Raw genomic sequence first — 23,057 nt, 5'->3', positions numbered from 1 at the left:
TCCTGGAGGCGGATGCCGCGCAGGAACTCGTCGTCCGTGACCGCGTGCGTCAGTCCGTCGAGCACGCACCGGTACCAGCTGATGTAGAGCGCTGAGTGCAGCGACCTGCAGCTAGTGCCTGTCACGTCCTCCCCTTTCGACCTCACGACTGATGAAATCAGTCAACCGAGAGTCAGATTCGACGACCAGAGCAGCAGTGCGGCAGTTGTGTGGCGTATACGTCGCACTAGCTGGTCTGAGCTGCGGTTACTGCTGCTACATTGATCTAGTCACGCAGGGTTGGAGGTCGGTCATGCCCATAGGTCGACGCCGCGATGAGCTAATCTCAGCTCGTAAGGTCGCCGGCTTCACGCAAGAGGGCCTGGCGGACGTGCTGCACGTCGACCGGTCGACCGTCGCTCGCTGGGAGGCGGGCGACTACGTGCCACTCCCCTACCTCTGGCCGAAGCTCGCAAGCGTGCTCGGTCGTTCACGAGACGAGTTGCAAGCCCTGATCGGCCCGAGCGCTGTCACCCGGGAGTTCAGCCCCGACGACTCGTTCGAGCCGGTGTTCACGTGGCTCGATCGGCACGCCGGGTGGCCGTTGGGGAGAGCCCGTGAGCAGGTGTACGCGAGCGCAGCCGCCTCATCTCGGAACCAGCCGAATCCGCCGCGAAGCGTCATCGCGCATGCCCTGGCTGACTACTATGCGCCGCCGACCAGCGACCACCGGCCCTACGTCGCGCGCTGCGGTCAGGTGGAGGTGACCACCACCGTCCTTACGCGGCCGGCTTGGCTGGATCTCGCATGCTCGCTGACGCCCGCGGGTGAGCACACCGCCTTCGAGGGTGGCAGAGCGAGGCCATCGGCGGTGGTCGATGAGCGAGCTGCGGTGCGGCGTCTCGCGGACGCAGCAGCGTCCGGCATCCGGATCACTGACGTTCCCCTGTACCGGCTGCTCGAGGTCGACCCGCAGCCTGGAGGGCTGCGGGCGAAGGTCGGGATCGCGTCGTTCGTCGAGTACGCACTGGGCGTCGACCTGCTGGAACATGAGTTGATCGAGTACTTGGCGAGCGGCCGCACCGCGCGTCCGGGACACATGCCGCTCCGCGATCGCCAACTGCCCGACGTGTCCGCGGTGCTTGATCTACCCGGACGTCTCTGCGCCGGTGGCGTGCTGGCGTTGACAGCGATCGCGCGGCCGGCGGACCCGTTCCGCGGTGATGCCGACTTCGTACTGTTGGTTCAGAAGAGGTCCGCGCAGGTCGTGAACACAGCCGACCGGTTGTCGGTGATCCCGAAGAGCTTCCATGGGCCGCTTGCGGACCGAAGAGCAGATGCCCGGATCGGCGTCACCCTGCGCCGTGAGCTTGAGGAAGAACTATTCGGCAGGACGGACGTCGACCGGTCCGCCGGGGATCTCAGGGTCGCCGATCCCATGCACCCGACCAGGCTGTCCGCTCCGATGCGGTGGCTGACCGAGCAGCCCGGCCGCCTACGGATGGAGTGCACTGGGTTCGGCTTGAACCTGGTCAGCGGCAACTACGAGTTCGCCAGCCTGGTCGCGATCGAGGATGAGGAGTTCTGGCCGCGGTTCGGTGGCGACGTTGAGGCGAACTGGGAGGCTGCCGGTCTTCAACAGTATTCGACGCTCGACGGCGACTTGGTCACCGAACTGATCGGTGACGAAAACTGGAGCAATGAAGGACTGTTCGCGTTTCTCCAGGGAGTACGCCGACTCGCCGAGATCGGCGGTGATCGAGTGAGGATTCCCGCCGTTGAATTAGGTTACTGAGGGCCAGCGGACTGTCAACACGACCGAATCCGCCAAAGCTTCCCAAGAATGGTCGATCCCTGGACCCCACATCACGTAGTCGCCCTGACGCGTCATAATCTTGCCGCCGCCGGTGACCTCTACTCGGAACTCGCCGGAGATCAGCATCACCAGCGTGGTCCGCTGGTCGTCAGACGTCCACTCGGGACGCTTGTCCCCCGCAGGATGTTTGGCCCACTTGACTTCAACGTCCTTAGAGGCACGAACGCCCTGCGACGGGTCGATGAAGTGACCGACCAACCAGCCGCGTGTGTCGGCCGCGTCTTCGTTGGCGTTGCCGGCGGTCCAACCGTCGCTCACTGGCCTATCTCCCATTCTATCGCAGGCAGTTTCACGCGCTCTCCGCCGATTTCCGCAAGGCGTCGAAGTCCTTGCGTCATGGCGAACAGTCCTTCGTTGCTCCACGCTACATCACCCAACAACTCGGTGACGAGTTCCGCGTCGGTAGTCGAATATTGACGAAGAGTCGCGGATTCCCAGTTTGCTTCGACCACTCCGCCGTAGCGTGTCCAGAATTCTTCATCGTCGATGACGATGAGGCTGGCGAACTCGTAGTTCCCGCTCACCAGGTTGAGCCCGAACCCTGTGCACTCCATCCGTAGGCGGCCGGGCTCGGCGAGGAGCCAGCGCATCGGCTCCGTGAGCCTGGTTGGGTGCATCGGGTCCGCGGTCAGCGTGTCGGCGACGGTGTTGTCAGCGTCCGGCCGGCCGAACAGCTCCTCTTCCATCTCTCGGCGCAAGGTGGCGCCGATCTGGGTTTCTCGCCGTACGTCGGTGAGCGGCTGGTGGAAGCCCTTCGGGATGACGGCGAGCCGTCGCGTGGCGTTGAGTACGTGGCCGGAGCGTTCCTGGACCAAGAGCACGTAGTCCGCTTCGCCGCGGTACGGGTCGGCCGGCCGAGCGATGGCCGTCAAGGCGAGGGCTCCGCCTGCGCAGAGTCGGCCGCCGACGTCCAGGACGGCGCCGACGTCTGGCAGGTAGCGATCACGCAGGGGCAGCGACGTCGTGTCGCCGGCCGCGAGCGCGTCGAGCAGCTCGCCTTCGAGCAGGTCCATCGTCAGGGCGTAGTGGACGAAGTGGTCCACTCCGAACGTGCCGCCGAGGTGGCGTTCACGGATGTCCGTGCTCAGCAGTCGGTAGAGCGGCGCGTTCATGAGCCTGGTGTTCATGGCTACCGTCTCGGCGAGCCGGTTGACCGCTGCCTTCGTCGCGTGCTCGTCCAGGACTTCCCGCGGGTCTGGTCGGGCGCTGGCGATCGTGAGCCCGTCGTGCGGCGGGCGTAGTTCGCACGCCAGGTCGAGCCAATCAGCGCAGGTCAGGATGCTGGTGTTCACCGCCTGGTCACCGCAGCTTCCAGCGTACAAGCCGTGGTCACCGTGGTGCCGGCCGTAGTACTCGGCGAGTGCGTCGGTCACGGCGCGCTGGTCGACCCATGCGCGGCGCGTGGCCCGGGCGTACGCCTCCTGCGCGTCGACGCGCGCAGCCTGCTCGGCTACGGCGCGACGTGCGGCGCCAGGGCTCCGGTAGGCGTGCTGGTCGAGCCAGTCGAGGGCCGCGCCGATGTGGGGGTCAGCAGCCAGCCGTCGATCGGCTTCCTTCGTGTCCGGCCTGGTGAGGGCGGCCGGCCCGTCGCCGGTCAGCTCGGCGAAGCGAGCTCGCTCGGCGTCCGACGCTCGCTCATACGCGGTGTCGAGGACCTGTTGCATCTCTGACTGCGGGCGGAGGTCCGGCTTCTGGTGCCAGGACGCCACCGTACGTGCGCCGATACCGAGCTTCTCGGCGAATTTCTCATTGCTCAGCCGCAACGCGGATTGCAGCGCCGACGCTGACCGTCCGGTCCATCCGCCTACTGCGCTCATTGCCGCCCCGAAGCGCTCTTGTGCAGCGGATATGCAGTGGTTGCGCACTGCTTCTGCGCTGGTTGTGCATGGGATCGGAGTTCGTTTCGGCCTTGAATTCTAGGTATGGAAATCACCTGGTTCACCAGCCCGAATCGCCCGCCGCTAACGCTTCGGCTTCACGTGCTCGACCACGGTCGCGAGGCTCGTTTGGACGTCCTCCAGCCGATCGGTGATCTCGGCCAGGCGCTGTTCGAGCGCGTCCAGTCGGGACCACAGCTCGTGGCCGTCGTCGGCCGGCTCGTCCGGGTGCGGCGGCGTGCGATTTTGCAGCACGGCCAACAGGTGCTGCGGGTGCCAGCCCAGGGTCGTCGACAGCGCTTCGAGCGTGCGCGCGCTCCGGCGGCGCTCCACCGTGTGGTGCTGGAGCTCGCGCACGATCGCCTGCGACACGTGCGATCGCTCGGCCAGCTCGCGTTGTCGCCAGCCGAGTTCGTTCACGCGCATGTTGATGGCCTTGGCGACTGCCGCCCAGTCCTCCGTCACGTATTCCTCCGCGCTCCGCCTCAGCGCCGAGATTAGCGGTTATTCAAGCCTTCACCACGTCGCCTAGCACTTCGTCGGCGGCGCGTCGGACAAACGCGCCCTCTGAAGAGCTGAAATCAACAACATAGCCTTGAAATCATCAGATTGGTCTTTCTCATGAACTCGCACATCACCTTTCACACCATTCGAGAAGCGGCCTGGCTGCTCGGCGTGTCCCGCGCTGCGGTGAGCCGGGCGATCCGGACCCGCGAGGTGCGCGCCACCCGGTGCCGTTCGGGTCTCCGCGTGTCGTCGACCGAGCTGGCCCGCCTGCTGGGGTCGCGTCAGGCCGGAGGTGTCGCATGAGCGCCGACGACCTGCAGTTGATCGGGATCGCGTGGCGGCTGGACCGGCTGCGTTGGGTGCCGACCGAGGTCCTGACCGACGTCGTGACCAGCGAAGGAGTCTGCATGTGGCGCCCGCCGGACGACGGGCCACCCGACGCTGACAGCGACGACGAGCTGGCTGAGCGGCTGTGCGGCGGGTGCCCTGTCCGGGACGAGTGCCTGGAGCTGGAGTTGCGGACGGCCGGCCTCGACACGGTCGGCGTCTGGGGCGGGATGACCGACGACGATCGGCGCGCCCTGCACCCCGTCTGGCTGCGACGCGGCGAACGAACCGATCGGGGTGCGCGATGAACGGACTCACCGTGACGCCGACGCAGATTCTCGCCGGTGTCGGCGTGCTGCTGGTGCTGCTCTGGGTCTGGCGGGCCGGTTCCCGCCGGGCAAAGGCCGCCGCCGAAGCTGCTCGGAGCGGGGCGCGGCTCGTGTCGCTGGTCGGGCGGGTGTTATTCAACGCCGGGCTGATCGTCGCTGTTCAGTGGGTCGTGATCGCCCATCCGGGGAACCCGTGGCTGCTGTTCGCCGTGCTCGGGTTACCTGCGCTGTTCGCGTCCTACGCGCTGACTCGCGCCATGACGGTGACCACCGTCGACACGTCGAAGCGGGGTGGTCGGCGATGAACCGGGCGCAACGGCTTGCGCAGGACGCGGCCGAAGCGGCAGAGGTGCGCGCTTACCAGACCGATCCGGACGTCGTCGCGCTGCGGATCGAGCGGGTGCGGCGGCAGGTCGACTGGATGTGCTGGTCCGGGATCGTGCTCGGGCTCGCGTTCACGATGACCAACGTCCAGGGCTTCGCATCGGCTGGCACACGGCCGGGGTCGCTGCCGTGGCTGGCCGCGTGGGTGCTGGACCCGACCGTCTCCCTCGTTCTCCTCGCGATTCTGCGAGCCGAGCAGGTCACTGCGCGGTACCAGGTCCGGACCGGTGTCTGGGTGCGGCGGGCGAAGTGGTTCACGCTTGCCGCCACCTACGTCATGAACACCTGGACGTCGTTCGCCGCCGGGGAAGCTGCGGCGATCGTGCTGCACTCGGTGCCGCCGCTTGTCGTGTTCGTCGCCGTCGAGGCGATCACCGACCTGCGGGACAAGCTCACCGATGCCGTGCTGGTGGCGGCCGAACGGCGTCCCGTTCAGGAGACCGGCGGGCGACGGGTGCTGTTCGCCGACTACCTCGCCATTGCTCGGGAGAGCTGGACGCCGGACGTCGAGATCACGCCGGCGTGGGTGCGGCGGGCTACCGGCTGCTCGCGGGGCCTGTCGCCCCGGCTGGCGCGGGCGCTGCGGTCGGCGGTGGGCAATGGCTGACTCATTGCCGGTCAAGGCTGATCCCGTGTTCGACGGTGAGCTGGTCGACGACACGTTGCCTCAACCGCGTCGGCGGGAGCCGAAGACGAACCGCTTCGTCCGGTGGTGGCGGCACTCGCCGCGGGTGCCGTTGTGGATGAAGAGCAAGCCTCAGGCCGTCCAAGCGGGCAAGGACGCCGTCGTTGGGCTGGTGAAGTCGCCGTGGCGGTACGTCGGCGCGGTTGTTCGCGGGCTGGTCGTCGGGGTGCGGTGGTGGCGTGCGTGGGTCACCGTCCGGGACTACCGGACAGCGGCCGAGGAGTCGGAGAAGTTGGCCGACAAGTTCACTGAGATTCGGGCGCTCACCCTGTTCCGCTGGAAGGTGACTGGCGCCGTCCTGGTCGTCGCGATCGTCGCGGTGGCTGTCGTTGACCTGGTGTACGGCACCGATCCTCTGTGGATCGGCGGGGCCGTCGCTTCCTTGGCACTCGCGATCCTCGGGCGCAAGAAGGACGGCAGTCCCGGCCGGAAGCCGGCGCTCGCGGGGCCGCGGACGCTGACCTGGACAATGGATCCCCAGGTCCTGGTGGACGCGTTCCGGGACGCGAAGCTGATCGGCAAGGACGAGGCGCTGCGGCTCGTCGAGCGTGCGACGCGTGTCGGCGACGGCTGGGCGGTCACCGTCGACCTTCCCGCCACCCGCAAGGCAGCCGACGTGGTGAAGAACCGGGATGCCCTCGCGTCGGCGCTCGCCGTCGATGAGGTTCAACTGATCGTCGAACGAGTCCGCGGCAACGGTGGACACGCCGGACGGGTGTCGATGTGGGTGGCGGATGAGGACCCATACGCGTCGCCGCCGTTGCGGACGCCGCTGCTGGGCGTGGCGCAGTGGGATGCGTGGCGGCCGATCCCGTTCGGACGGGACGCGCGGGACCGGCGGATCGACCTGCCGTTGGTGTGGACGTCCCTGCTGGTCGGTGCCATCCCCCGGCAGGGCAAGACCTTCGCCGCCCGACTCGCGGCGGCCGGGCTCATTCTGGACGCTTGGGTACGGCTGTACGTCGCGGACTTCAAGGCCGGGAAGGACTGGGATGCGGCCGGCCTGGTGGCGCACCGGTTCATGTCCGGCGACGAACCCGAACACGTTCTGGCGCTCGTGGACTGGCTGATTGAACTGGTCGGCGAAGTTCAGACGCGGTTTCGGCGGATGCGCGACCTCGACGACCTCACGTGTCCGGAATCGAAGGTCACGCCGGAGATGTCCCGCGACAAGGCGCTGAACATGCCCATCACCGCAATCTTCATCGATGAGGTCCAGGTTCCTCTGGAAGACCGCACACCCGTCGACGTGCAAGGCAAGAAGCTCACCGCGGGCGAGTACGTCGGCGAGCTGCTGACGTGGCTGGCGAAGAAGGGACCGGCCGCTGGGATCGTGCTCGTGCTCGCCACTCAGCGGCCGGACTCGAAGACGATCCCGTCCGGGCTGCGGGCGGTACTCGGGTCGCGGTTCGCGCTGCGGGTGATGGACTGGCGCGACTCGAACATCGTGCTCGGCGAGCAGATGAACACGCGCGGGTTCGACTCCAGCCGGCTCCTGCCATCCCACAAAGGAGTGGGCATCCTGCGACCGGACGGCGACACGTCAGCCGGCGCCGATGTGCTGGCCATGACGGTTCGGACCTACTACATGCCGAACGAGGACTGGCGGACCATCTGCGAGCAGGGCCGGACGCTCCGCGAGGCGGCCGGGACGCTCACCGGGCACGCGGCCGGACAGGACACCATGCCCGTGCTCGACCACGCGGCCGCGGTCAGGGCGATCGGTGCAGGTCACGCAGTTGAGTCGCCTCGCGAACTACCCGGGGTGCTCACATCGCTCGTCGAGTACCTGGGGGACGATCTCGGGCCGGAGGGCCGAGACTTCGTGCCGACAGCCGAGTTGCTGGACGTCCTGGAGATCGACTCGCGGACGTTCGCGCAGCAGATGGCCGAAGTGGGATGCCGGCCGACGCGAGACCGCGTAACCGGCGAAGACGGCGAGACGCGGCAGGTTCGCGGATACCGGACGGCTGAAATCAGGAGTGCAATTGACCGCGCGAGGGAAGGCGGCGAGTCGACCGGGCAGGAAGGTCGGTCATGAGCGCCACTCACTCCGAGGATCGTCCGATCCGGGTTATTCTACCTGCGAGATTGCCGGAGCTGACGCCAGCCGTGGCACGCGGACTGCTGGCCATCCTGACCGAGCTTACCGAGGTGTCGGTGCTGAACGGACCGGCAGAGGAGGAACCGTGACGGCTGAAATCAGCAACGACCCGTGGTCGACACTGGACGAGATCTTGGGCCTTGAGGTGGCCGAGCCGGTCGACGACGGTATCGGTGAGCTGGCGGTCTACGGCCGGTGCTCAACGGAGGACAACCAGGACCCGGAGACCTCCCGCGGGTGGCAGTTCGGGAACGCTCGGAAGTTCGTTGAGCCGCTGGGCGGCCGGCTGGTTGCCGAGTACTTCGACGTTGGGCAGTCGCGGTCAGTCCCTTGGGAGCGCCGGACCGAGGCCGCACGGCTACTCGCCGAGCTGAAGAACCCGCGGCGGACTTGGAACGCCGTCGTGGTCGGCGAGGGCACGCGCTGTTGGTTCGGAAATCAGTTCTCGCTCATCGCGCCCCGCTTCGCCGCGTACGGCGTCGACCTGTGGGTGCCAGAGCTTGGCGGAAAGTACGACGCGCGGAACCCGTCGCACAAGATGCTCATGAGCGTGCTCGGCGGGATGAGCGAATCGGAGCGTCAGCACGTCCAGGCTCGCGTCCGTGCCGCGATGGATGCGCAGGTCGTCAACGAAGGGCGGCACCAGGGTGGCCGGGCGCCGTACGGGTACGTCGTCGTTGACGGTGGTCCACACCCGAACCCCCGAAAGGCCGCCGAGGGGTTCCGGCTGCGTGTGCTGGCCATCGATCCCGACGCAGCCGAGGTGGTCCAACGGATATTCGCCGAGTACATGGAAGGGGTCGGCGATCGAGCGATCGCCAAGGGACTCAATGAGGACGGAGTGCCCTGCCCTTCCGAACGCCGACCCGACCAGAACCGCCACCGGCTCGCCGACGGCTGGCAAGGCAGCACCGTCCGATCCATTCTGGAGAATCCGCGATACACCGGGTACGCGATCTTCGGACGCTGGACCAAGCACGAGACGCTGCTGAATCCGGATGACGTCGGCGCGGGGCACGTCGTGCGGTTCAAGCGAGCAGCGCCGGATCGCGTTGTTCGGTCACGGCGGCCTGCGCACCCGGAGATTGTTTCTGTTGAGACGTTCACGCAGGCGCAGCTGATGCGCCGGTCGCGCGCGGCCGGCGGACTGCCTGGGATTGCGAAGCTCGAACGGAACCGCGCAGCCACCAAGCACACGTACCTGTTGAAGGGGATGGTGCGGTGCGAGATCTGCACCCGGAAGATGCAGGGTGCGGCGATCCGGAAGGGCGTCTACTACCGGTGCATTGCTCGAACGATGGCGCCGGGTTCGACGACGCTGGCCGATCACCCGAAGACGGTGAACCTACGCGAGGACGTCGTGGTCCCGCCGATCAACGAGTGGTTGTGCCAGGTCTTCGCCCCGGAGAACCGCGACGAGACTGTACGGCTGCTGACCGGATCGCAGGACGGCCGGGTGGACGGCCGTCGAGCCTCAGCCGAGAAGCGGATGAAGGACGCCGAGGCGAAGCTACTGCGGCACCTGGCAGCCATCGAAGCGGGCGTAGACCCCGTCAACTTCGTCGAGCCGATGAAGCGCGCACAGGCCGAGCGGCAAGCCGCCATGGAGGAGCTGAAGCACCTGCCGGACGCACAGGCAGTCGACGTGGCAGAGGTCTACGCCATGCTCGACCAGCTCGGCGACGTCGAGAGGCACCTCAACTCGCGGGCCCCGGAGCGGATCACGCAGGTCTACCGGGACCTGGGCCTGCAGGTGGTCTACGACAACAAAAAAGAGGCAGTCACTGTGACTGCCTCTCCCCGTGTGGGTAACGTGTGTGTCCGAGGGGGGACTTGAACCCCCACGCCCGTTAAGGGCACTAGCACCTCAAGCTAGCGCGTCTGCCATTCCGCCACTCGGACCTGCTGAAGAAAGAGTATACGGCCACCCCGGGCCCTCGTTCAGGGGGGTGTGGATCCCGCCCCCGGGACCGTCTGGCATGATCGACCGGTTTCGGCTCTCTGCATCGATCCAGGCGGCTCCGGCCAGTGCGGGAGCCGGCGAAACTCCGTTGCTCGCATGGTTTACAAGACCGTCCCTGCTTCCTAGGATTCGCCGGGCAAGCCAGCGCGTTCGAGCGCCCTCGCGGAGTGGAGGTTGCGGTATGGCGCGCGCCGGCCGGTCGGATGATGAGTTTTCCGTTGATGAGCTTCTTCGGGAGACCGGGGCCATGCCTCGTTCGCTCGGGGCCTACGTTCCCCTCACGCGGCCCCGCGAGGAAGACATCGATGAGGGGTACCGGGAACGCCTCGAGCAGCGGGCGCGGGAGGCCGCCGCCGCTCAGCAGCGGGCCGGGCGGCGGATTCGGTGGGTCTCCGCCCTCTGCGGGGCGCTGGTCGTCGCCGGGAGTCTGGTGATCATTGCCGTCACCTCCGAGAGCTCGCCCGGGCGGCAAGCCGCCGTGGCTCCTGATCCGCTGGCTCCCGCCACCACTCCGCGGACCGTTGTCACCACCGCGCCGAGCCCGACGCCGGTGCCCACCGTGCTGCGGCAGATCTCGACCTCCGCGTCTCCGACGACGACGGCGCCCAAGACCACCGCCACCAGCTCGACGCAGGCCGCTCCCCCGCCGCCGGCTCCCGTGGCGTCGTGCTCCGTCCGCTACGACATCACCGATTCGTGGCCCAACGGGTTCACCGCCAACGTCTACGTCACCAACACCGGCAACCAGACGCTCAACCCCTGGACCGCCACCTGGAACTTCACCGCCGGGCAGCAGGTCACGCACAGCTGGAACGGCGACTTCTCCCAGAGCGGCTCACGAGTCACCATGAAAGCGGTTTCCTACAACCTGAGCATGGCCCCGGGCACGACGATCGACATCGGCTTCAACGGCTCCTTCAGCCGCAGCAACCCGGCCGCCGTCGGCTTCACGCTCAACGGCGCCCGCTGCCAGACGACCTAACCCAGCACCTCGCGCATGAAGCCCACCAGCCAGTGCTGAGCCGCGCTGCGGGCGTGCGTGTGCCGCGCGTACACCGACACCTGGGCCGGCTCGACCTCGAGCGGCAGGTCGAACAGCCGGACCCGGTGCTCGGCCGCGAACATCTGCGCCACCAGCCGCGGGACCATCGCCACCAGCTCGCCGTCCTGGACCAGGTACGGCAGCGCCGCGAACCGGGTCACCTCGAGCACCACGCGATCCAGCAGGTCGCACGCCTCCAGCGCGCGACGCGGGCCGTCGTGGCCCGTCGGGCCGAACACCGTCACATGGCGTTCCGCCGCCAGCCGCTCGAACGAGACCGCCGCCGGAAGCCGCGGGTGGTCCGCAGCCACCATGCCCAGGTAGCCCTCGGAAAACAGCGGGATCCGGGCGACGCGCTGGGAGCTGATCAGCGAGGACGCGATGAACGCGTCGATCTCGCCGCGGCCGAGCTGGTCGGCCGCCCGGTCGACGTCCAGCGGCCGGACGGTCAGCGTCACCCCGGGCGCGCGCGAAGGCAGCGCCGCCATCAGGCGCGGCAGCAGCGAGATCTCCCCCAGGTCCGACAAGGCCAGCGTGAACGCCGTCCGGGCCGTCGACGGTGAGAACGACTTCGCGCCGCTGACGGCCGTTTCGATCTCCGACAGCGCGCTGTGCAGCGGCTCGTAGAGGGCGCGGGCGGTCGTCGTCGGCACCAGGCCGCCACCCGTGCGGCGGAACAGCTCGTCGGAGAACCGGCGCCGCAGCTTCTGCAGGCTGTAGCTGATCGTCGGCTGCGTGACGTGCAGGGACTCGGCCGTGGCGGTCACGCTGCGGGTCTCGTACAGCAGCACGAACGTGCGCACGAGGTTCAGGTCGAAATCCGCCATATCGATCCCATCGATGAAGCAACGAGGCAACATTTATTGGAACACAGCCGCGCAGCTCCATAGGGTCGGGCGGACTTCGAGGAGGCCCCACCGATGCCCACCGCCCGCCGGCTCGCCCACGAGTTCCTGGACCGCCGTGGCCTGACGACCGTCTTCGGCAACCCCGGTTCCAACGAGCTGCCGTTCCTCGCCGAGCTGCCCGACCACTTCCGCTACGTCCTCGGCCTGCACGAAGGCGCCGTCGTCGGGATGGCCGACGGCTACGCCCAGGCGACCGGCCGCCCGGTGCTGGTCAACCTGCACGCCGCCGCCGGTTCCGGCAACGCGATGGGCGCGCTCACCAACGCCGTCTACTCGCGCTCGCCCCTGGTGCTCACCGCCGGCCAGCAGGTCCGGACGGCGATCGGGCTGGAGGCGATGCTCGCCAACGTCGACGCGACACAGCTGATGCGCCCGCTGGTCGCCTGGTCCGGCGAGCCGAGCTGCGCCGAAGACGTCCCGCGGTCGCTCGCGCAGGCGGTGTTCGAGGCCGAGCTGCACCGGCGTCCGACCTACCTCTCGGTGCCTTACGACGACTGGGCCGTCGAGCTGGCCGAGACGGCGACGCTCGACCGGCAGGTCCAGCGAGGTCTGACACCGAGCGAAGCCCAGCTCGACGACCTCGCCAAGCGCGTCGCCGCGGCGAAGAACCCGGCGCTGGTCCTCGGCGGGGACATCGACGCCACCGGGCTCTTCGACCGGGCCGTCGCCCTGGCCGAACACCTCGGCCTGCCGACCTGGGTGGCACCGTCGCCGCACCGCCTGCCCTTCCCCAACCGGCACCGGCTCTTCCGCGGCGTGCTGCCCGCCGGCATCGCGCCGGTGTCGGCCGCGCTGACCGGGCACGACCTCGTGCTGGTGCTCGGCGCGCCGGTCTTCCGCTACCACCAGCACGTGCCCGGCGCCTACCTGCCCGAAGGCACCCGGCTGATCCAGGTCACCGACGACTTCGGCGCCGCCGCCCGCGCGCCGATGGGCGAGGCGCTGGTCGCCGACCCCGGGCCGGTGATCGAGGTGCTGCTGGCGAAGGTCCCCGCCCGGACCACCGAGAAGAACCACCTCGAATGCCCCGAGCCCAGGACCGGCGAAAAGGCGCTGCACCCGGAGCAGGTGTTCGCCGCCCTCCGCGGCACCCAGGAGAGCGACACCCGCTACGTCGTCGAGTCGACGTCGACGAACTCGGCGTGGTGGCGGCAGATGGACCTGCGCCGCGAAGGGTCCTACTTCTTCCCGGCCGCCGGCGGGCTCGGCTTCGGCCTGCCCGCCGCGGTCGGCGTCGCGATGGGCAGCCCGGAGCGCCCGGTCGTCGGCGTCATCGGCGACGGCTCGGCCAACTACGGCATCACGGCGTTGTGGACCGCCGCGCACTACCGCGTCCCGGTCACCTTCGTGATCCTCCGCAACGGCGTCTACGGCGCCCTGCGGTGGTTCGGCGAGCTGCTCGGGACCCCGGACGTGCCCGGCACGGAGATTCCCGGGCTCGATTTCACGGCCATCGCGGCCGGCTACGGCGTCGAAGCCACCACCGCCCGCGACGAAGAAGACTTGCGCACCCAGCTCAAGGCGACCCCGGACGGCCCCCGGCTGATCCAGGTCGACACCGAACCGACCACACCGGAGTGATCATGACCTTGCTGGAGAACGAATTCCGAGGCGGCACCGGCGGGACCCACGAGGTCGTCGAACCGGCCACCGGGAACGTGCTGGGAAGCGTGGGCATCGCGACGCCGGACGACGTCGCGGCCGCCGCCGCCACCGCCGCGAAGGCCCAGCGCGACTGGGCCCGCCGCAAGCCCGCCGAACGCGCCGCCGTGCTGCGCAGCGCGGGCGAGCTGTGGGAGGCGCACGCCGCCGAGGTGCAGGACTGGATCGTCCGCGAAGCCGGCTCGACGCGGCCCAAGGCCGGGATCGAGACCGACATGGCGGCCGGGATCTGCTTCGAGGCCGCCGCCCTGCCGACGCACCCGCTCGGCGAGGTGCTGAGCACCGGCGAACCCCGCTGGTCGCTGGCCCGCCGGGTGCCGGCCGGCGTGGTCTCGGTGATTTCGCCGTTCAACTTCCCGCTCATCCTGGCCATCCGTTCGGTCGCCCCGGCGCTCGCACTCGGCAACGCCGTGCTGCTCAAGCCGGACCTGCGGACCGCGGTCTGCGGCGGCGTCAGCATCCTGCGCGTCTTCGAGGAGGCCGGGCTGCCCGACGGCCTGCTGCACCTGCTGCCCGGGGACGCGGCCGTCGGCGCCGCGGTGGTCGACGCGCCGGAGGTGTCGGTCGTGTCGTTCACCGGCTCGACCGCGGCCGGGCGCAAGGTCGGCGAAGCCGCCGCACGCTCGCTCAAGCGCGTCCACCTGGAGCTCGGCGGCAACAACGCGCTCGTCGTGCTGCCCGGGGCCGACGTCGCCAAGGCGGCCTCCGCCGGCGCGTTCGGCTCGTTCCTGCACCAGGGCCAGATCTGCATGACCACCGGACGGCACCTGGTCCACGAATCCCAAGTGGACGAATACGTCGAAGCCCTCGCCGGGAAGGCGCGGCGGCTTCCCGTCGGCAACCCGGCCGAGGGCGACGTCGCACTCGGCCCGATCATCGACGACCGTCAGCTCGCACACGTCACCGACGTCGTCGACCGCAGCGTCGCCGCGGGCGCCCAGGTCCTGGCGGGCGGCAAGCCCGACGCGCCGTTCTACCCGCCGACCGTCCTCTTCGGACTCGACGACACCAGCCCGGCCTGGCGCGAGGAGATCTTCGGCCCGGTGGCGCCGGTGCGCGCCTACCGCGACCTCGACGAGGCCGCGCGCCTGGTCAACGACTCCGAGTACGGCCTGTCGGTGGGCATCCTCGGTGACGTCGGCACCGCGATGCAGCTGGCCGAGGAGGTCCGCTCGGGCAAGGTGCACATCAACGAGCAGACCGTCGGCGACGAGCCGACCGCGCCCTTCGGCGGCGTCGGCGACTCCGGCAACGGCTCCCGCTTCGGCGGGGCGAAGGCCAACATCGAGGCCTTCACCGAGACGCAGTGGCTGACCGTCCGCGCGGACATCGCGCACTACCCGTTCTGAGGAGAAAGACGATGACAACGACGTCTCGTGGCGCGTGGACGGCGGTTCTCTGCTGGCTGACCGTCCTGCTCGAGGGCTACGACCTGGTCGCGCTCGGCGCCACCATCCCGACCCTGCTCAAGAGCGGCTACCTCGGCTTCACCGCGGCCGGCGCGACCGCGGTGGCCACGGTGTCGCTGATCGGCGTGGCCGTCGGCGCCGCCGGCCTCGGCCCGCTCACCGACCGGTTCGGCCGCCGCGTGCTGCTCATCGGCTCGGTCCTGCTGTTCTCGCTGTTCACCCTGCTGACGCCGCTCGCGCCGAACGTCGCGACCTTCGGCGTCTTCCGGTTCCTCGCCGGGCTCGGCCTCGGCGCGTGCATGCCGGTGGCGCTGACCGTGATGTCGGAGAACCTCCCCGCGCGGCGGCGCGCCAGCGCGAGCACGTTCACCATGACCGGCTACCACGTCGGCGCGGTGCTGACCTCGGTCCTCGCGCTGTACGCCAAGGAGGACTGGCACCTGCTGTTCTACGGCGGCGGGATCGTCGGGCTGCTGGCGGTGCCGCTGATGTGGTGGAAGCTGCCGGAGTCCGCGGCCTACCTCGCGGCCAGGGAACAGCAGGAGCGCGTGGGTCTCAAAGACCTGCTCGGCGGCCGGTTCCGGCGGATCAGCATCGCGGTGTGGACCGGCTCGTTCATGGGACTGCTGCTGGTCTACGGGCTCAACACCTGGCTGCCGCAGCTGATGCGCACGGCGGGCTACCCGATTTCGACGTCGATCACCCTGCTGCTGGTGCTCAACATCGGCGCGGTGCTCGGGCTGGTGCTGGCCGGCACGATCGCCGACCGGTTCGGCATCCGCCGGATCGCCCGGATCTGGTTCGGGGCCGGGGCGGTCCTGCTGGCGGCGCTGAGCCTGAAGATCGGGAACGCGGTCGTGCTCAACGCGGTCGTGCTGCTCACCGGCGTCTTCGTGTTCTCCGCGCAGGTGCTGATCTACGGCTACGTCGCGCACGCGTTCCCGGCGCAGGCCCGGGGCACCGCGCTCGGGCTGACGTCGGCGGTCGGGCGGCTGGGCTCCATCCTCGGCCCGTTCGTCACCGGGGCGCTGGTCACCGCCGGAGTCGCCTACCCGTGGGGGTTCTGGTTCTTCGCCGTCGTGGCCGCGCTCGGGCTGGGCGCGGTGCTGCTGCTGCGCCGCGAGACGCCGGCCGAGGAGCGGTTGACACCGGTGTCCGCCGGGTAGCCGCGAAAGATCGGCAACCGGAGGAGGAACGATGTCGCAGCCCCACGACGAAGCCGGCGAAGTGGACTCGAGCGGAAACCCGGTCGGTGAGCCACCTCGCCGCGAAGAGCCCGACGGGCCGCTGGAAGACGAAGACGCGAAGGCGCGGCCGGGTCACCCGGCCACGCAGGAGAACTTCCGCGGCGGCGACTAGACCGTGTCCTCGGGCTTGCGGCGCCCCAGCGTCGCCTCCGGGTGCTCGGTGCGGCGGTCGGAGTCGCGCAGGACCTCGCGGGCCTGGGCCTCGGGGTCCGCGCTCTCCACGGCCTGTTCTTCGGGCAGCAGTTCGGCCCGGGTTTCGGTCCGGTCAGGAGTGTCGTCCATGCGTCGCGAGTACCCGGTCCGGACCGGTCTCAGACACTCAGCCAGCCGAAGGCGAGCGAGACCACCAGCCCGGCCACCATCAGCACGAGCACGCCGGTGAGGACCAGCCACAGCACCGGCATCGCCTTGGACGGCATGGGCTGCGGGTGCGACAGCCCCGACGTCTGGCCGGAGTCGGGCGGCGTGCTGCCCGGGGGCACGCCGCCTCCGGGTTCCAGGTCCGGGGTCCGGCGGGGATCCGGATCCGGGGGTTCGGCGGTCATGGCGGCACCGTCCTTCCGTCGCTCGCGCAGCGGGTGCCCGGTGGGCGGCCGGGCAAACCCGCTTCACTCCCGGGAGCGGCGGTTGCCGGCGGCGTCGCGGCGGAGCTGGTCGGTGTGGGCGGAGATCTCGCCGAGCTGCTCGGCGAGCCCGGCGTGCGCGCCGGTCAGGTGCGGCTGCGCGGCGGCCAGCGGCGGGAGCAGCGTCGCCGGGTCGTCGTCGCCGAGGGCCGCACCGAGGCGGTCGGCGCTCTCCTGCGCGGCCGGGCCGAGCCCGTCGAGCGCGCTGACCCGGCCGGCGAGCTGGCGCAGGATCGCGGAGTTGCGACGGGCCCAGTCGGCGACGGCCCGGTCGCCCGCGCGCCGGTCGCGTTCCGCGTCGACCCGTGCTTCGCCGGTCTTCTCCCCGGTGCGCGAGGGCTGCAGCCGCAGGTAACGCCGTTCCGCGGCCTGGCGGCTCGCGACACCCAGCGCGGGGGCGAGCGCCACCCAGCTGGCGCCGGCCGCCCTGGCCGCCGCGATCAGTTCCGGTTCCCAGCTCGCGAGCTCCTCGCGCAGCAACCGGAGGCCGGACAGCGCGTCCAGCACCTGTCCCTGGTCTCCCGTGCCGCCGCGGGCGGCCGCGACCACCTCCTGGATCCGGCGCAGCGCGCCGGTCGGATCGGTTGCGTCCATCACGTCATCCTTTCGACGACCCGTCTCTTGTCATCGTTTTGATGACATGCTAGAACAGACCTGCGTGTTGACACCAGAGTCGACGAGTTCCAGGAGGTGGATCCCGATGTTGATGCGCACCGACCCGTTCCGCGACCTCGACCGGTTCGCCCAGCAGGTCTTCGGCGCCGGCACCTGGTCGAAGCCGGCCGCGATGCCGATGGACGCCTACCGCGCCGGCGACGAGTTCGTGGTCTGCTTCGACCTCCCCGGCGTCGATCCCGGCGCCGTCGAGCTGGACGTCGAGCGCAACGTCCTCACGGTCAAGGCCGAACGACGGCCCCTGCCGACCGGTGACGACGTCCGGATGCACGTCTCCGAACGGCGGCTCGGCGTGTTCTCCCGCCAGCTGTTCCTGGGCGACACGCTCGACACCGAGCACATCACCGCGAACTACGACGCCGGGGTGCTGACCGTCCGCATCCCGATCGTCGAGAAGGCGAAGCCGCGCCGCATCGAGATCGACGGCGCCGGCGACCGCCGGGAGATCAAGGCCTGATCCCGAGCGAAGCGGGGCCCGGACCCGGGCCCCGCTCCCACCCCGCCGAGGAGGGGTGCGGTGACTGTCCTTCCCGCGACGCCCGGCGTGACCCCCTTGCTCGAAGAGCTGCTCGCCCGGATCGCGGCCGACGCGCCGGGCGCCCTCGGCGCGGCGGTGTCCGTGCACCACCGCGGCGGCCCCCTGCACGTGGCCGCCGCCAACGGGATCTCCGGGGCCTTCGTCCCGGCCCAGCTGAACGGGCTGGGCGGCCCGGTCCCGACCGCCGGCCACACCGGTGAGCCGGTGGTGACCGCGGACGTCTACGCCGACCACCGCCGGCGTCCCTGACGCTGAGCGGTCTGCTGGAGCGCCACCCTGGCCTCGCCGCGGGTGCGCGGGGTCGCGGCGCTCCCTCGGCGTGGGCCGCCGAGGGAACCCTGGTCCTGTCGGTGACCCTCGACCGCCCGGCCACCGAAGAGACGGTGACCGTGCTGCGGCGCCACGAGCGGCTCACCGCGATGGCATTGGTCGTCGCCGAAGCGGCCCGGCCGGACCGGACCGATCAGATGCTGGACCTCCTGCAGTCGCGGCCGCACCGGAAGAGGCCAAGGGCATCGTCATCGCCCTCCGCCGCTGCGACCCCGGCGAAGCGTGGAACACGCTGCGGCGGACGAGCCAGGCGCCCCGGCACCCCAGCCCGACGGCGAACGCACCATCCTCCCGGGCCCGGCCGCCCGCCGCGCGGCCCGGCAGGTGTTGCGGGCCTTGGAGAAACCGCGCCGCCGACTCAGGACCGTTCGACGCGGAAGACCGCGATGCGATCCGCGGCCGCCGCGACGGCGTCCGGCGTCGGCGCGTCCGCCAGTCCGGTCGTCACGAACCGCTTCCCCACGCTCGGCGGGCTCGTTTCGACGAGCCGGCGCAGGACCGGCCGCCGCGCCTCCACCGGCAGCTCGGCCAGCCGCGCGGCCGACGAGCGGCGACCGCGGGTGAGGGTCACCTCGCCCGCGGCCCGCACGTTCGCCACCCAGGCCGCCTTCGGATAGGCCTGGACGATGTAGCTCGCCCCGTCGATGGGCATCACCGCGATCGGGAACGTCCGCGGCACCCCGGTGCGCCGTCCCGGGACGGTGAGCAGCTGCATCGGGCCGAAGGCGACGCCGAGCCGCTGCAGCCCCACGACGATCTTGTTGCCGGCGTTGACCATCCGGCGGTAGCTCTGCGCTGTTGTCATACTCCGACGGTACACGAAGTCATACGAAATTCATATGATCTGGCTTTCGTATTCAGTCTCGCTCGGGTCCCGGCTTCGGTTCCGGCGGCACCGGGTCCGGGACGGGCACCCCGGGTTCCTGAAGTGGCCGGTCCGGCGCGGGGGCCGGGCCGACGGGGGCGGGCTGGACCGGTTCGGGCGGTACCGGGGGTGCGGTCATCGAGGCTTCCCTCCGCCGGGCTGCGCCACCCGCGGTTCGGGCGGCGATCACCGTGGAGGGCTACCCGCTGCGGTTGACCCTGACACCGTGTCAGGCCCTATCCCGGACCCATGACGCCTTTCCGCACCGCGACCGAGGTGGCCGACGGCATCCGCCGCGGCGAGCTTTCGGCGCGTGACCTGACCGAACAGCTCTTCGCCCGCATCGACGCCTCGACCGTCAACGCCGTCATCGCGACCTGCCGCGAGTCCGCGCTGGAGGCGGCTTCGGAGGCCGATCGTGCGGTGGCCCGCGGCGACGACGCCGGGCCGCTGCACGGCGTCCCGATGACGGTCAAGGACGCCTTCGCCGTGCAGGGCCTGCCGACGACGTGGGGTGAGCCTGCGTTCGCCGCCTGCGTCGCGGACGAGGACGCGGCGGTCGTGCGTCGGCTGCGGGCCGCCGGGGCGATCGTCGTGGGCAAGACGAACGTGCACCACCTGCTCGCGGACTTCGGCCGGACCGAAAACCCGCTCCACGGGCGGACGCTGAACCCGAGGGACCACGCCCGGACGCCGGGCGGCTCGAGCGGCGGCGCCGCGGCCGCGCTCGCCGACGGCCTGACGTACCTCGAATACGGCTCCGACCTGGCCGGGTCGATCCGGATCCCGGCGGCGTACTGCGGTGTCCACGGCCTCAAGCCGACGCCGGGCACCGTGCCGCTGCGCGGGTTCCAGCCGCCGGGGCCGCCCGCCTCGCTCGCCCGGGAGTTCCCCTTGACCGTCGGTCCCCTGGCCCGGTCGGCCGCGGACCTGCGGCTCGCCCTACGCGTCACCGGCGGGCCGGTGCGGCCGTCACGGCGGTCCCGGCTGGAGGACTTCAGCGTCGGCGTCGTGCTCGACGATCCGGCCTGCCCGGTGACCGGCGAGGTCGGCGCGGTGCTGTCGGACGCCGTCGACGCACTGGCCCGCGCCGGGGTGCGGATCCACGAGGGCCGTCCGGCGGACGTCGACCTGGCCGCCCAGGCCGAGGCGTTCGGCTTCCAGGTGGAGCTGTTCTTCGCGAGCCAGGAAGGACGAGACCTCGCCGGTGCCGCCAAGCAGGAGCGGCGGCGGGCCGTCTTCACCGCCGCCTGGGCCCGCTACTTCGCCGACGTCGACGTCTTCCTCTGCCCGACGGTGTTCACCACGGCGCCGGCCCACGACGACCGGAAGCGCTACGACGACCAGGTGTTCTGGATCGCGCAGGCGTCGCTGCCCGGGCTGCCGGCGGTCAGCGCCCCCGCGCGGCAGGCCGGGCTGCAGATCGTCGGGCCCGCGCACGAAGACGACACGGCGATCACGTTCGCGGAACTCGCCGCGGACGTCGTCGGCGGATTCGTCCCGCCTCGGGAAGGATCGAGCCGTGTTCTCGATCGGTGACTTCGCGCGCCACGGCCGGGTTTCGGTCCGGATGCTGCGCCACTACGACGCGCTCGGGCTGCTGCGCCCGGCGCGCGTCGACCCGGCGACCGGCTACCGCAGCTACACCGCGGGCCAGCTGGCGCGGCTCAACCGGATCGTCGCGCTGAAGGACCTCGGGTTCACCCTCGACCAGGTGGCCACGCTGCTGGCGGACGAGGTCACGGTCGAGCAGGTGCGCGGCATGCTCGCCCTGCGGCGCGCGGAGCTGGAAGCCGCGCTCGCCGAAGGCGCGGCCCGGCTGATGCAGATCGAGGCACGGCTGCGGACGATCGAGGCGGACGGCCGGCCACCCGCCCACGACGTCGTGGTCAAGGAGCTGCCCGGAATGCGGGTGGTGGAGCTGACCGGCGTCGCGGCCGGGTTCGCGCCGGAGGCGATCGGGCCGGTCGTGCACCCGCTCTGCGCGGAGCTCGGCCGCCGCCTCCCGCAGGCGGACGTCACCCCGGCCGGACGGCTGACCTGTTACTACGAGCAGCGCGCGGAGGACGAGGTCGTCGTGCACGCCGCGCTTCCGGCGTCGGTCGGCAGCGGCGATCTCAACGGCCTGACGGTGGCGGACCTCCCGCCCACCCGGGCGGCGACGCTGGTCCACCGCGGCGCGATCGACGGCGTCCTGCCCGCCTGGCAGGCGGTGGTGCGCTGGATCGCCGATCACGGCGGCCGGTCGGCCGGGCCGCAGCGGGAGGTGTACCTCGACTGCCCGGAGGATCCGGCGGGCTGGGTGACGGAACTGCAGGAGCCGATCAGCTAGGCCGCGGGTGGTGGGCGTGCTCGCCCGAAGGCAGGTCGCGGTCCACGTGCTCCGCGTGGTGCAGGGCCTGAGCCAGGAGGCCGCGCACGTGGCTGTCCGCCGCCGAGTAATAGACGAACGTGCCTTCCCGGCGGCCCTTCACCAAGCCCGCCAGGCGCAGCTTCGCCAGGTGCTGGCTGACCGCCGTCGGGGCGGCGCCGGCCAGTTCGGCCAGGCAGGCCACCGAGGACTCGCCCTGCAGCAGTGCCCACAGCACCTTGATGCGGGTCGGGTCGGCCAGCAGCCGGAAGGACTCCGCGGCCAGGTGGACCTGCTCTTCGGTGGGCATGTCGAACTCCGGCAGCGACGCGTGCATGGCCACAACCTTACTACTTGCGTATCTGCGTGCCTGCGCAGATAGACTGGGGGCATGACGGGACACGGCCACGGTCACGGCCATGCGAAATGGCGGCCCCACAGCCACGACAGCGCCGACCGCGTCGACCACGCCCTCGAAACCAGCCGGCGGGGTGTGCGGGCGCTCGTGTGGTCGTTCGCCGCGCTGTCCCTGACCGCCGTCGCGCAGCTGGTGCTCGTGCTGGTCACCGGCTCGGTGGCGTTGCTGGGCGACACCATCCACAACTTCGCCGACGCGCTGACCGCCGTACCGCTCGGTGTCGCGTTCCTGCTCGGCCGCCGCGCCGCGACCCGCCGCTACACCTACGGTCTCGGCCGCGCCGAGGACCTGGCCGGCGTCGTGGTCGTGCTCGTCGTCGCGGCTTCGGCGGCCTTCGCCGGGTACGAATCGGTGGTGCGGCTGCTCGATCCCCGGCCGGTCGCGCACCCGTGGGTGGTGGCGGTGGCCGGGGTGATCGGGTTCGCCGGCAACGAACTCGTGGCGCGGTACCGGATCAAGATCGGCCGGGAGATCGGCTCGGCCGCCCTGGTCGCCGACGGGCTGCACGCCCGCACCGACGGCTTCACGTCACTGGCCGTCGTCGCCGGCGCGGCGGGTGTCTTCTTCGGCTTCCCCGCGGCAGACCCGATCGTCGGGCTCCTGATCACCGTCGCGATCCTGTTCGTCCTGCGCGACGCGGCGAAGGAGGTGTTCCGGCGTCTCCTGGACGCCGTCGACCCGGCATCGGTCGAGCTGGCCGAGCGGACGGCCCGTGCCGTCGACGGCGTGCTGGGCGCGCGCGACCTGCGGATGCGCTGGATCGGGCACCACCTGCGGGCCGAGCTGGCGGTGACGGTGGCGGCGGATCTGACCGTCGAGGCCGCCCACGCGCTGGCCCACGAGGTGGAACACCGGCTGCTGCACACGATCCCGCGCCTGACGGCGGTGGTGATCCACACCGAGCCGGCCACCGGCGCGGAGCGCGCGCACGAAACCGTCGCCCACCACCGCTGACGGAG

Annotated in this window: 27 protein-coding genes and 1 tRNA gene; 18 read left to right on the top strand and 10 right to left on the bottom strand. The window is 70.5% G+C overall.

Going from position 1 to position 23,057, the window contains the following annotated elements:
- Positions 1 to 292: 292 nt before the first annotated feature.
- Positions 293 to 1,774, top strand: a complete 1,482-nt coding sequence (locus IE317_RS13415) for a helix-turn-helix transcriptional regulator (protein WP_191309821.1) — start codon at positions 293 to 295, stop codon at positions 1,772 to 1,774.
- Here the strand turns inward: IE317_RS13415 and IE317_RS13410 are convergent.
- The 3 genes from IE317_RS13410 to IE317_RS13400 form a co-directional block, all read right to left on the bottom strand.
- Positions 1,763 to 2,128: a signal peptidase I gene (locus IE317_RS13410; protein WP_373309044.1), complete on the bottom strand. Its 366-nt coding sequence runs from the start codon at positions 2,126 to 2,128 to the stop codon at positions 1,763 to 1,765. The genes IE317_RS13415 and IE317_RS13410 overlap by 12 nt on opposite strands.
- Positions 2,110 to 3,672 (bottom strand): transcriptional regulator, encoded by a 1,563-nt coding sequence (locus IE317_RS13405; RefSeq protein WP_191309892.1) that lies wholly within the window; start codon positions 3,670 to 3,672, stop codon positions 2,110 to 2,112. The genes IE317_RS13410 and IE317_RS13405 overlap by 19 nt, the downstream gene beginning before the upstream one ends.
- 144 nt (positions 3,673 to 3,816) lie before the next feature.
- The gene (locus IE317_RS13400) at positions 3,817 to 4,197 is read right to left on the bottom strand and encodes a helix-turn-helix domain-containing protein (protein ID WP_020640049.1); all 381 of its coding nucleotides are present in this window, start codon (positions 4,195 to 4,197) and stop codon (positions 3,817 to 3,819) included.
- 156 nt (positions 4,198 to 4,353) lie between these two features.
- On the opposite strand from IE317_RS13400, the gene IE317_RS13395 reads away from it, so the two are divergent.
- The 7 genes from IE317_RS13395 to IE317_RS13370 are packed head-to-tail and all read left to right on the top strand — an operon-like array spanning position 4,354 to position 9,905.
- Entirely contained in the window at positions 4,354 to 4,542 is a 189-nt protein-coding gene (locus IE317_RS13395; RefSeq protein ID WP_191309817.1) for an excisionase family DNA-binding protein, read from the top strand.
- On the top strand, positions 4,539 to 4,874 hold the full coding sequence (locus tag IE317_RS13390) for a WhiB family transcriptional regulator (protein ID WP_191309816.1): 336 nt from the start codon (positions 4,539 to 4,541) through the stop codon (positions 4,872 to 4,874). Before IE317_RS13395 ends, IE317_RS13390 begins: the two co-directional genes overlap by 4 nt.
- Positions 4,871 to 5,200 (top strand): hypothetical protein, encoded by a 330-nt coding sequence (locus IE317_RS13385; protein ID WP_191309814.1) that lies wholly within the window; start codon positions 4,871 to 4,873, stop codon positions 5,198 to 5,200. Before IE317_RS13390 ends, IE317_RS13385 begins: the two co-directional genes overlap by 4 nt.
- Positions 5,197 to 5,886 carry a hypothetical protein gene (locus IE317_RS13380; RefSeq protein WP_191309813.1) on the top strand — a complete coding sequence of 230 codons (690 nt, stop codon included), beginning with the start codon at positions 5,197 to 5,199 and terminating at the stop codon, positions 5,884 to 5,886. The genes IE317_RS13385 and IE317_RS13380 overlap by 4 nt, the downstream gene beginning before the upstream one ends.
- The gene (locus IE317_RS13375; RefSeq protein WP_191309891.1) at positions 5,879 to 8,005 is read left to right on the top strand and encodes an FtsK/SpoIIIE domain-containing protein; all 2,127 of its coding nucleotides are present in this window, start codon (positions 5,879 to 5,881) and stop codon (positions 8,003 to 8,005) included. The genes IE317_RS13380 and IE317_RS13375 overlap by 8 nt, the downstream gene beginning before the upstream one ends.
- Positions 8,002 to 8,157 carry a hypothetical protein gene (locus tag IE317_RS44535; protein WP_229902689.1) on the top strand — a complete coding sequence of 52 codons (156 nt, stop codon included), beginning with the start codon at positions 8,002 to 8,004 and terminating at the stop codon, positions 8,155 to 8,157. The genes IE317_RS13375 and IE317_RS44535 overlap by 4 nt, the downstream gene beginning before the upstream one ends.
- Complete coding sequence (locus IE317_RS13370) at positions 8,154 to 9,905, top strand: recombinase family protein (RefSeq protein WP_191309811.1); 1,752 nt, start codon at positions 8,154 to 8,156, stop codon at positions 9,903 to 9,905. Before IE317_RS44535 ends, IE317_RS13370 begins: the two co-directional genes overlap by 4 nt.
- Here the strand turns inward: IE317_RS13370 and IE317_RS13365 are convergent.
- A tRNA-Leu gene (locus tag IE317_RS13365) sits at positions 9,887 to 9,970 on the bottom strand. The two genes, IE317_RS13370 and IE317_RS13365, sit on opposite strands and share 19 nt — an antisense overlap.
- Before the next feature lie 308 nt (positions 9,971 to 10,278).
- On the opposite strand from IE317_RS13365, the gene IE317_RS44530 reads away from it, so the two are divergent.
- Positions 10,279 to 11,013 (top strand): cellulose-binding domain-containing protein, encoded by a 735-nt coding sequence (locus IE317_RS44530; RefSeq protein ID WP_229902688.1) that lies wholly within the window; start codon positions 10,279 to 10,281, stop codon positions 11,011 to 11,013.
- Here the strand turns inward: IE317_RS44530 and IE317_RS13355 are convergent.
- Positions 11,010 to 11,900 (bottom strand): LysR family transcriptional regulator, encoded by an 891-nt coding sequence (locus IE317_RS13355; protein WP_191309810.1) that lies wholly within the window; start codon positions 11,898 to 11,900, stop codon positions 11,010 to 11,012. The genes IE317_RS44530 and IE317_RS13355 overlap by 4 nt on opposite strands.
- Positions 11,901 to 11,993: 93 nt before the next feature.
- Between IE317_RS13355 and mdlC the strand changes: the two genes are divergently transcribed.
- The 4 genes from mdlC to IE317_RS13335 are packed head-to-tail and all read left to right on the top strand — an operon-like array spanning position 11,994 to position 16,411.
- Positions 11,994 to 13,562 carry a benzoylformate decarboxylase gene (gene mdlC, locus IE317_RS13350; protein WP_191309808.1) on the top strand — a complete coding sequence of 523 codons (1,569 nt, stop codon included), beginning with the start codon at positions 11,994 to 11,996 and terminating at the stop codon, positions 13,560 to 13,562.
- A 2-nt stretch (positions 13,563 to 13,564) separates the two neighbouring features.
- Positions 13,565 to 14,992 carry a benzaldehyde dehydrogenase gene (locus tag IE317_RS13345; RefSeq protein WP_191309807.1) on the top strand — a complete coding sequence of 476 codons (1,428 nt, stop codon included), beginning with the start codon at positions 13,565 to 13,567 and terminating at the stop codon, positions 14,990 to 14,992.
- Positions 14,993 to 15,003: 11 nt separating this feature from the next.
- Entirely contained in the window at positions 15,004 to 16,218 is a 1,215-nt protein-coding gene (locus IE317_RS13340; RefSeq protein WP_191309805.1) for an MFS transporter, read from the top strand.
- Between the two features lie 31 nt (positions 16,219 to 16,249).
- A complete protein-coding gene (locus IE317_RS13335) occupies positions 16,250 to 16,411 on the top strand; it encodes a hypothetical protein (RefSeq protein WP_191309804.1) in 162 nt (53 codons plus the stop codon).
- Here IE317_RS13335 and IE317_RS13330 read toward each other — a convergent pair.
- From IE317_RS13330 to IE317_RS13320, 3 genes are all read right to left on the bottom strand, one after another.
- The gene (locus IE317_RS13330; protein ID WP_191309802.1) at positions 16,408 to 16,581 is read right to left on the bottom strand and encodes a hypothetical protein; all 174 of its coding nucleotides are present in this window, start codon (positions 16,579 to 16,581) and stop codon (positions 16,408 to 16,410) included. The genes IE317_RS13335 and IE317_RS13330 overlap by 4 nt on opposite strands.
- A 29-nt stretch (positions 16,582 to 16,610) precedes the next feature.
- A complete protein-coding gene (locus IE317_RS13325) occupies positions 16,611 to 16,844 on the bottom strand; it encodes a DUF6480 family protein (protein WP_191309801.1) in 234 nt (77 codons plus the stop codon).
- Positions 16,845 to 16,907: 63 nt separating this feature from the next.
- Positions 16,908 to 17,516, bottom strand: a complete 609-nt coding sequence (locus IE317_RS13320) for an HSP18 transcriptional regulator (protein ID WP_191309799.1) — start codon at positions 17,514 to 17,516, stop codon at positions 16,908 to 16,910.
- Positions 17,517 to 17,622: 106 nt separating this feature from the next.
- On the opposite strand from IE317_RS13320, the gene IE317_RS13315 reads away from it, so the two are divergent.
- On the top strand, positions 17,623 to 18,054 hold the full coding sequence (locus IE317_RS13315; protein WP_191309797.1) for an Hsp20/alpha crystallin family protein: 432 nt from the start codon (positions 17,623 to 17,625) through the stop codon (positions 18,052 to 18,054).
- Between the two features lie 60 nt (positions 18,055 to 18,114).
- On the top strand, positions 18,115 to 18,384 hold the full coding sequence (locus IE317_RS44525) for a hypothetical protein (RefSeq protein WP_229902687.1): 270 nt from the start codon (positions 18,115 to 18,117) through the stop codon (positions 18,382 to 18,384).
- 439 nt (positions 18,385 to 18,823) lie between these two features.
- Here the strand turns inward: IE317_RS44525 and IE317_RS13305 are convergent, their stop codons facing one another.
- Entirely contained in the window at positions 18,824 to 19,270 is a 447-nt protein-coding gene (locus tag IE317_RS13305; RefSeq protein WP_229902686.1) for a nitroreductase family deazaflavin-dependent oxidoreductase, read from the bottom strand.
- A gap of 309 nt (positions 19,271 to 19,579) precedes the next feature.
- Between IE317_RS13305 and IE317_RS13300 the strand changes: the two genes are divergently transcribed.
- Positions 19,580 to 20,869: an amidase family protein gene (locus IE317_RS13300; RefSeq protein ID WP_191309795.1), complete on the top strand. Its 1,290-nt coding sequence runs from the start codon at positions 19,580 to 19,582 to the stop codon at positions 20,867 to 20,869.
- The gene (locus IE317_RS13295; RefSeq protein ID WP_191309793.1) at positions 20,853 to 21,662 is read left to right on the top strand and encodes a MerR family transcriptional regulator; all 810 of its coding nucleotides are present in this window, start codon (positions 20,853 to 20,855) and stop codon (positions 21,660 to 21,662) included. Before IE317_RS13300 ends, IE317_RS13295 begins: the two co-directional genes overlap by 17 nt.
- Here the strand turns inward: IE317_RS13295 and IE317_RS13290 are convergent.
- Entirely contained in the window at positions 21,655 to 22,017 is a 363-nt protein-coding gene (locus tag IE317_RS13290; protein WP_191309792.1) for an ArsR/SmtB family transcription factor, read from the bottom strand. The genes IE317_RS13295 and IE317_RS13290 overlap by 8 nt on opposite strands.
- 54 nt (positions 22,018 to 22,071) lie before the next feature.
- Between IE317_RS13290 and IE317_RS13285 the strand changes: the two genes are divergently transcribed.
- Positions 22,072 to 23,052: a cation diffusion facilitator family transporter gene (locus IE317_RS13285; protein WP_191309790.1), complete on the top strand. Its 981-nt coding sequence runs from the start codon at positions 22,072 to 22,074 to the stop codon at positions 23,050 to 23,052.
- The last annotated feature ends 5 nt before the right edge of the window (positions 23,053 to 23,057 follow it).

The organism is Amycolatopsis bullii (genome assembly GCF_014654205.1).
Taxonomy (GTDB): domain Bacteria; phylum Actinomycetota; class Actinomycetes; order Mycobacteriales; family Pseudonocardiaceae; genus Amycolatopsis; species Amycolatopsis plumensis.
Note: the sequence above shows the minus strand (reverse complement) of the source record. Positions and strands in the feature narration are given on the sequence as shown.

Bases quoted from the DNA above. Each gene is read 5' to 3' on its own strand.
- IE317_RS13390 (WP_191309816.1), top strand. From the start codon at position 4,539: ATGAGCGCCGACGACCTGCAGTTGATCGGGATCGCGTGGCGGCTGGAC.
- IE317_RS13315 (WP_191309797.1), top strand. From the start codon at position 17,623: ATGTTGATGCGCACCGACCCGTTCCGCGACCTCGACCGGTTCGCCCAG.
- IE317_RS13320 (WP_191309799.1), bottom strand. From the start codon at position 17,516: ATGGACGCAACCGATCCGACCGGCGCGCTGCGCCGGATCCAGGAGGTG.
- mdlC (WP_191309808.1), top strand. From the start codon at position 11,994: ATGCCCACCGCCCGCCGGCTCGCCCACGAGTTCCTGGACCGCCGTGGC.
- IE317_RS13300 (WP_191309795.1), top strand. From the start codon at position 19,580: ATGACGCCTTTCCGCACCGCGACCGAGGTGGCCGACGGCATCCGCCGC.
- IE317_RS13325 (WP_191309801.1), bottom strand. From the start codon at position 16,844: ATGACCGCCGAACCCCCGGATCCGGATCCCCGCCGGACCCCGGACCTG.
- IE317_RS13415 (WP_191309821.1), top strand. From the start codon at position 293: ATGCCCATAGGTCGACGCCGCGATGAGCTAATCTCAGCTCGTAAGGTC.
- IE317_RS13330 (WP_191309802.1), bottom strand. From the start codon at position 16,581: ATGGACGACACTCCTGACCGGACCGAAACCCGGGCCGAACTGCTGCCC.
- IE317_RS44530 (WP_229902688.1), top strand. From the start codon at position 10,279: ATGCCTCGTTCGCTCGGGGCCTACGTTCCCCTCACGCGGCCCCGCGAG.
- IE317_RS13290 (WP_191309792.1), bottom strand. From the start codon at position 22,017: ATGCACGCGTCGCTGCCGGAGTTCGACATGCCCACCGAAGAGCAGGTC.
- IE317_RS13355 (WP_191309810.1), bottom strand. From the start codon at position 11,900: ATGGCGGATTTCGACCTGAACCTCGTGCGCACGTTCGTGCTGCTGTAC.
- IE317_RS13405 (WP_191309892.1), bottom strand. From the start codon at position 3,672: ATGAGCGCAGTAGGCGGATGGACCGGACGGTCAGCGTCGGCGCTGCAA.
- IE317_RS13410 (WP_373309044.1), bottom strand. From the start codon at position 2,128: ATGGGAGATAGGCCAGTGAGCGACGGTTGGACCGCCGGCAACGCCAAC.
- IE317_RS13340 (WP_191309805.1), top strand. From the start codon at position 15,004: ATGACAACGACGTCTCGTGGCGCGTGGACGGCGGTTCTCTGCTGGCTG.
- IE317_RS13285 (WP_191309790.1), top strand. From the start codon at position 22,072: ATGACGGGACACGGCCACGGTCACGGCCATGCGAAATGGCGGCCCCAC.
- IE317_RS13335 (WP_191309804.1), top strand. From the start codon at position 16,250: ATGTCGCAGCCCCACGACGAAGCCGGCGAAGTGGACTCGAGCGGAAAC.
- IE317_RS13395 (WP_191309817.1), top strand. From the start codon at position 4,354: ATGAACTCGCACATCACCTTTCACACCATTCGAGAAGCGGCCTGGCTG.
- IE317_RS13375 (WP_191309891.1), top strand. From the start codon at position 5,879: ATGGCTGACTCATTGCCGGTCAAGGCTGATCCCGTGTTCGACGGTGAG.
- IE317_RS13345 (WP_191309807.1), top strand. From the start codon at position 13,565: ATGACCTTGCTGGAGAACGAATTCCGAGGCGGCACCGGCGGGACCCAC.
- IE317_RS13380 (WP_191309813.1), top strand. From the start codon at position 5,197: ATGAACCGGGCGCAACGGCTTGCGCAGGACGCGGCCGAAGCGGCAGAG.
- IE317_RS44535 (WP_229902689.1), top strand. From the start codon at position 8,002: ATGAGCGCCACTCACTCCGAGGATCGTCCGATCCGGGTTATTCTACCT.
- IE317_RS13305 (WP_229902686.1), bottom strand. From the start codon at position 19,270: ATGACAACAGCGCAGAGCTACCGCCGGATGGTCAACGCCGGCAACAAG.
- IE317_RS13385 (WP_191309814.1), top strand. From the start codon at position 4,871: ATGAACGGACTCACCGTGACGCCGACGCAGATTCTCGCCGGTGTCGGC.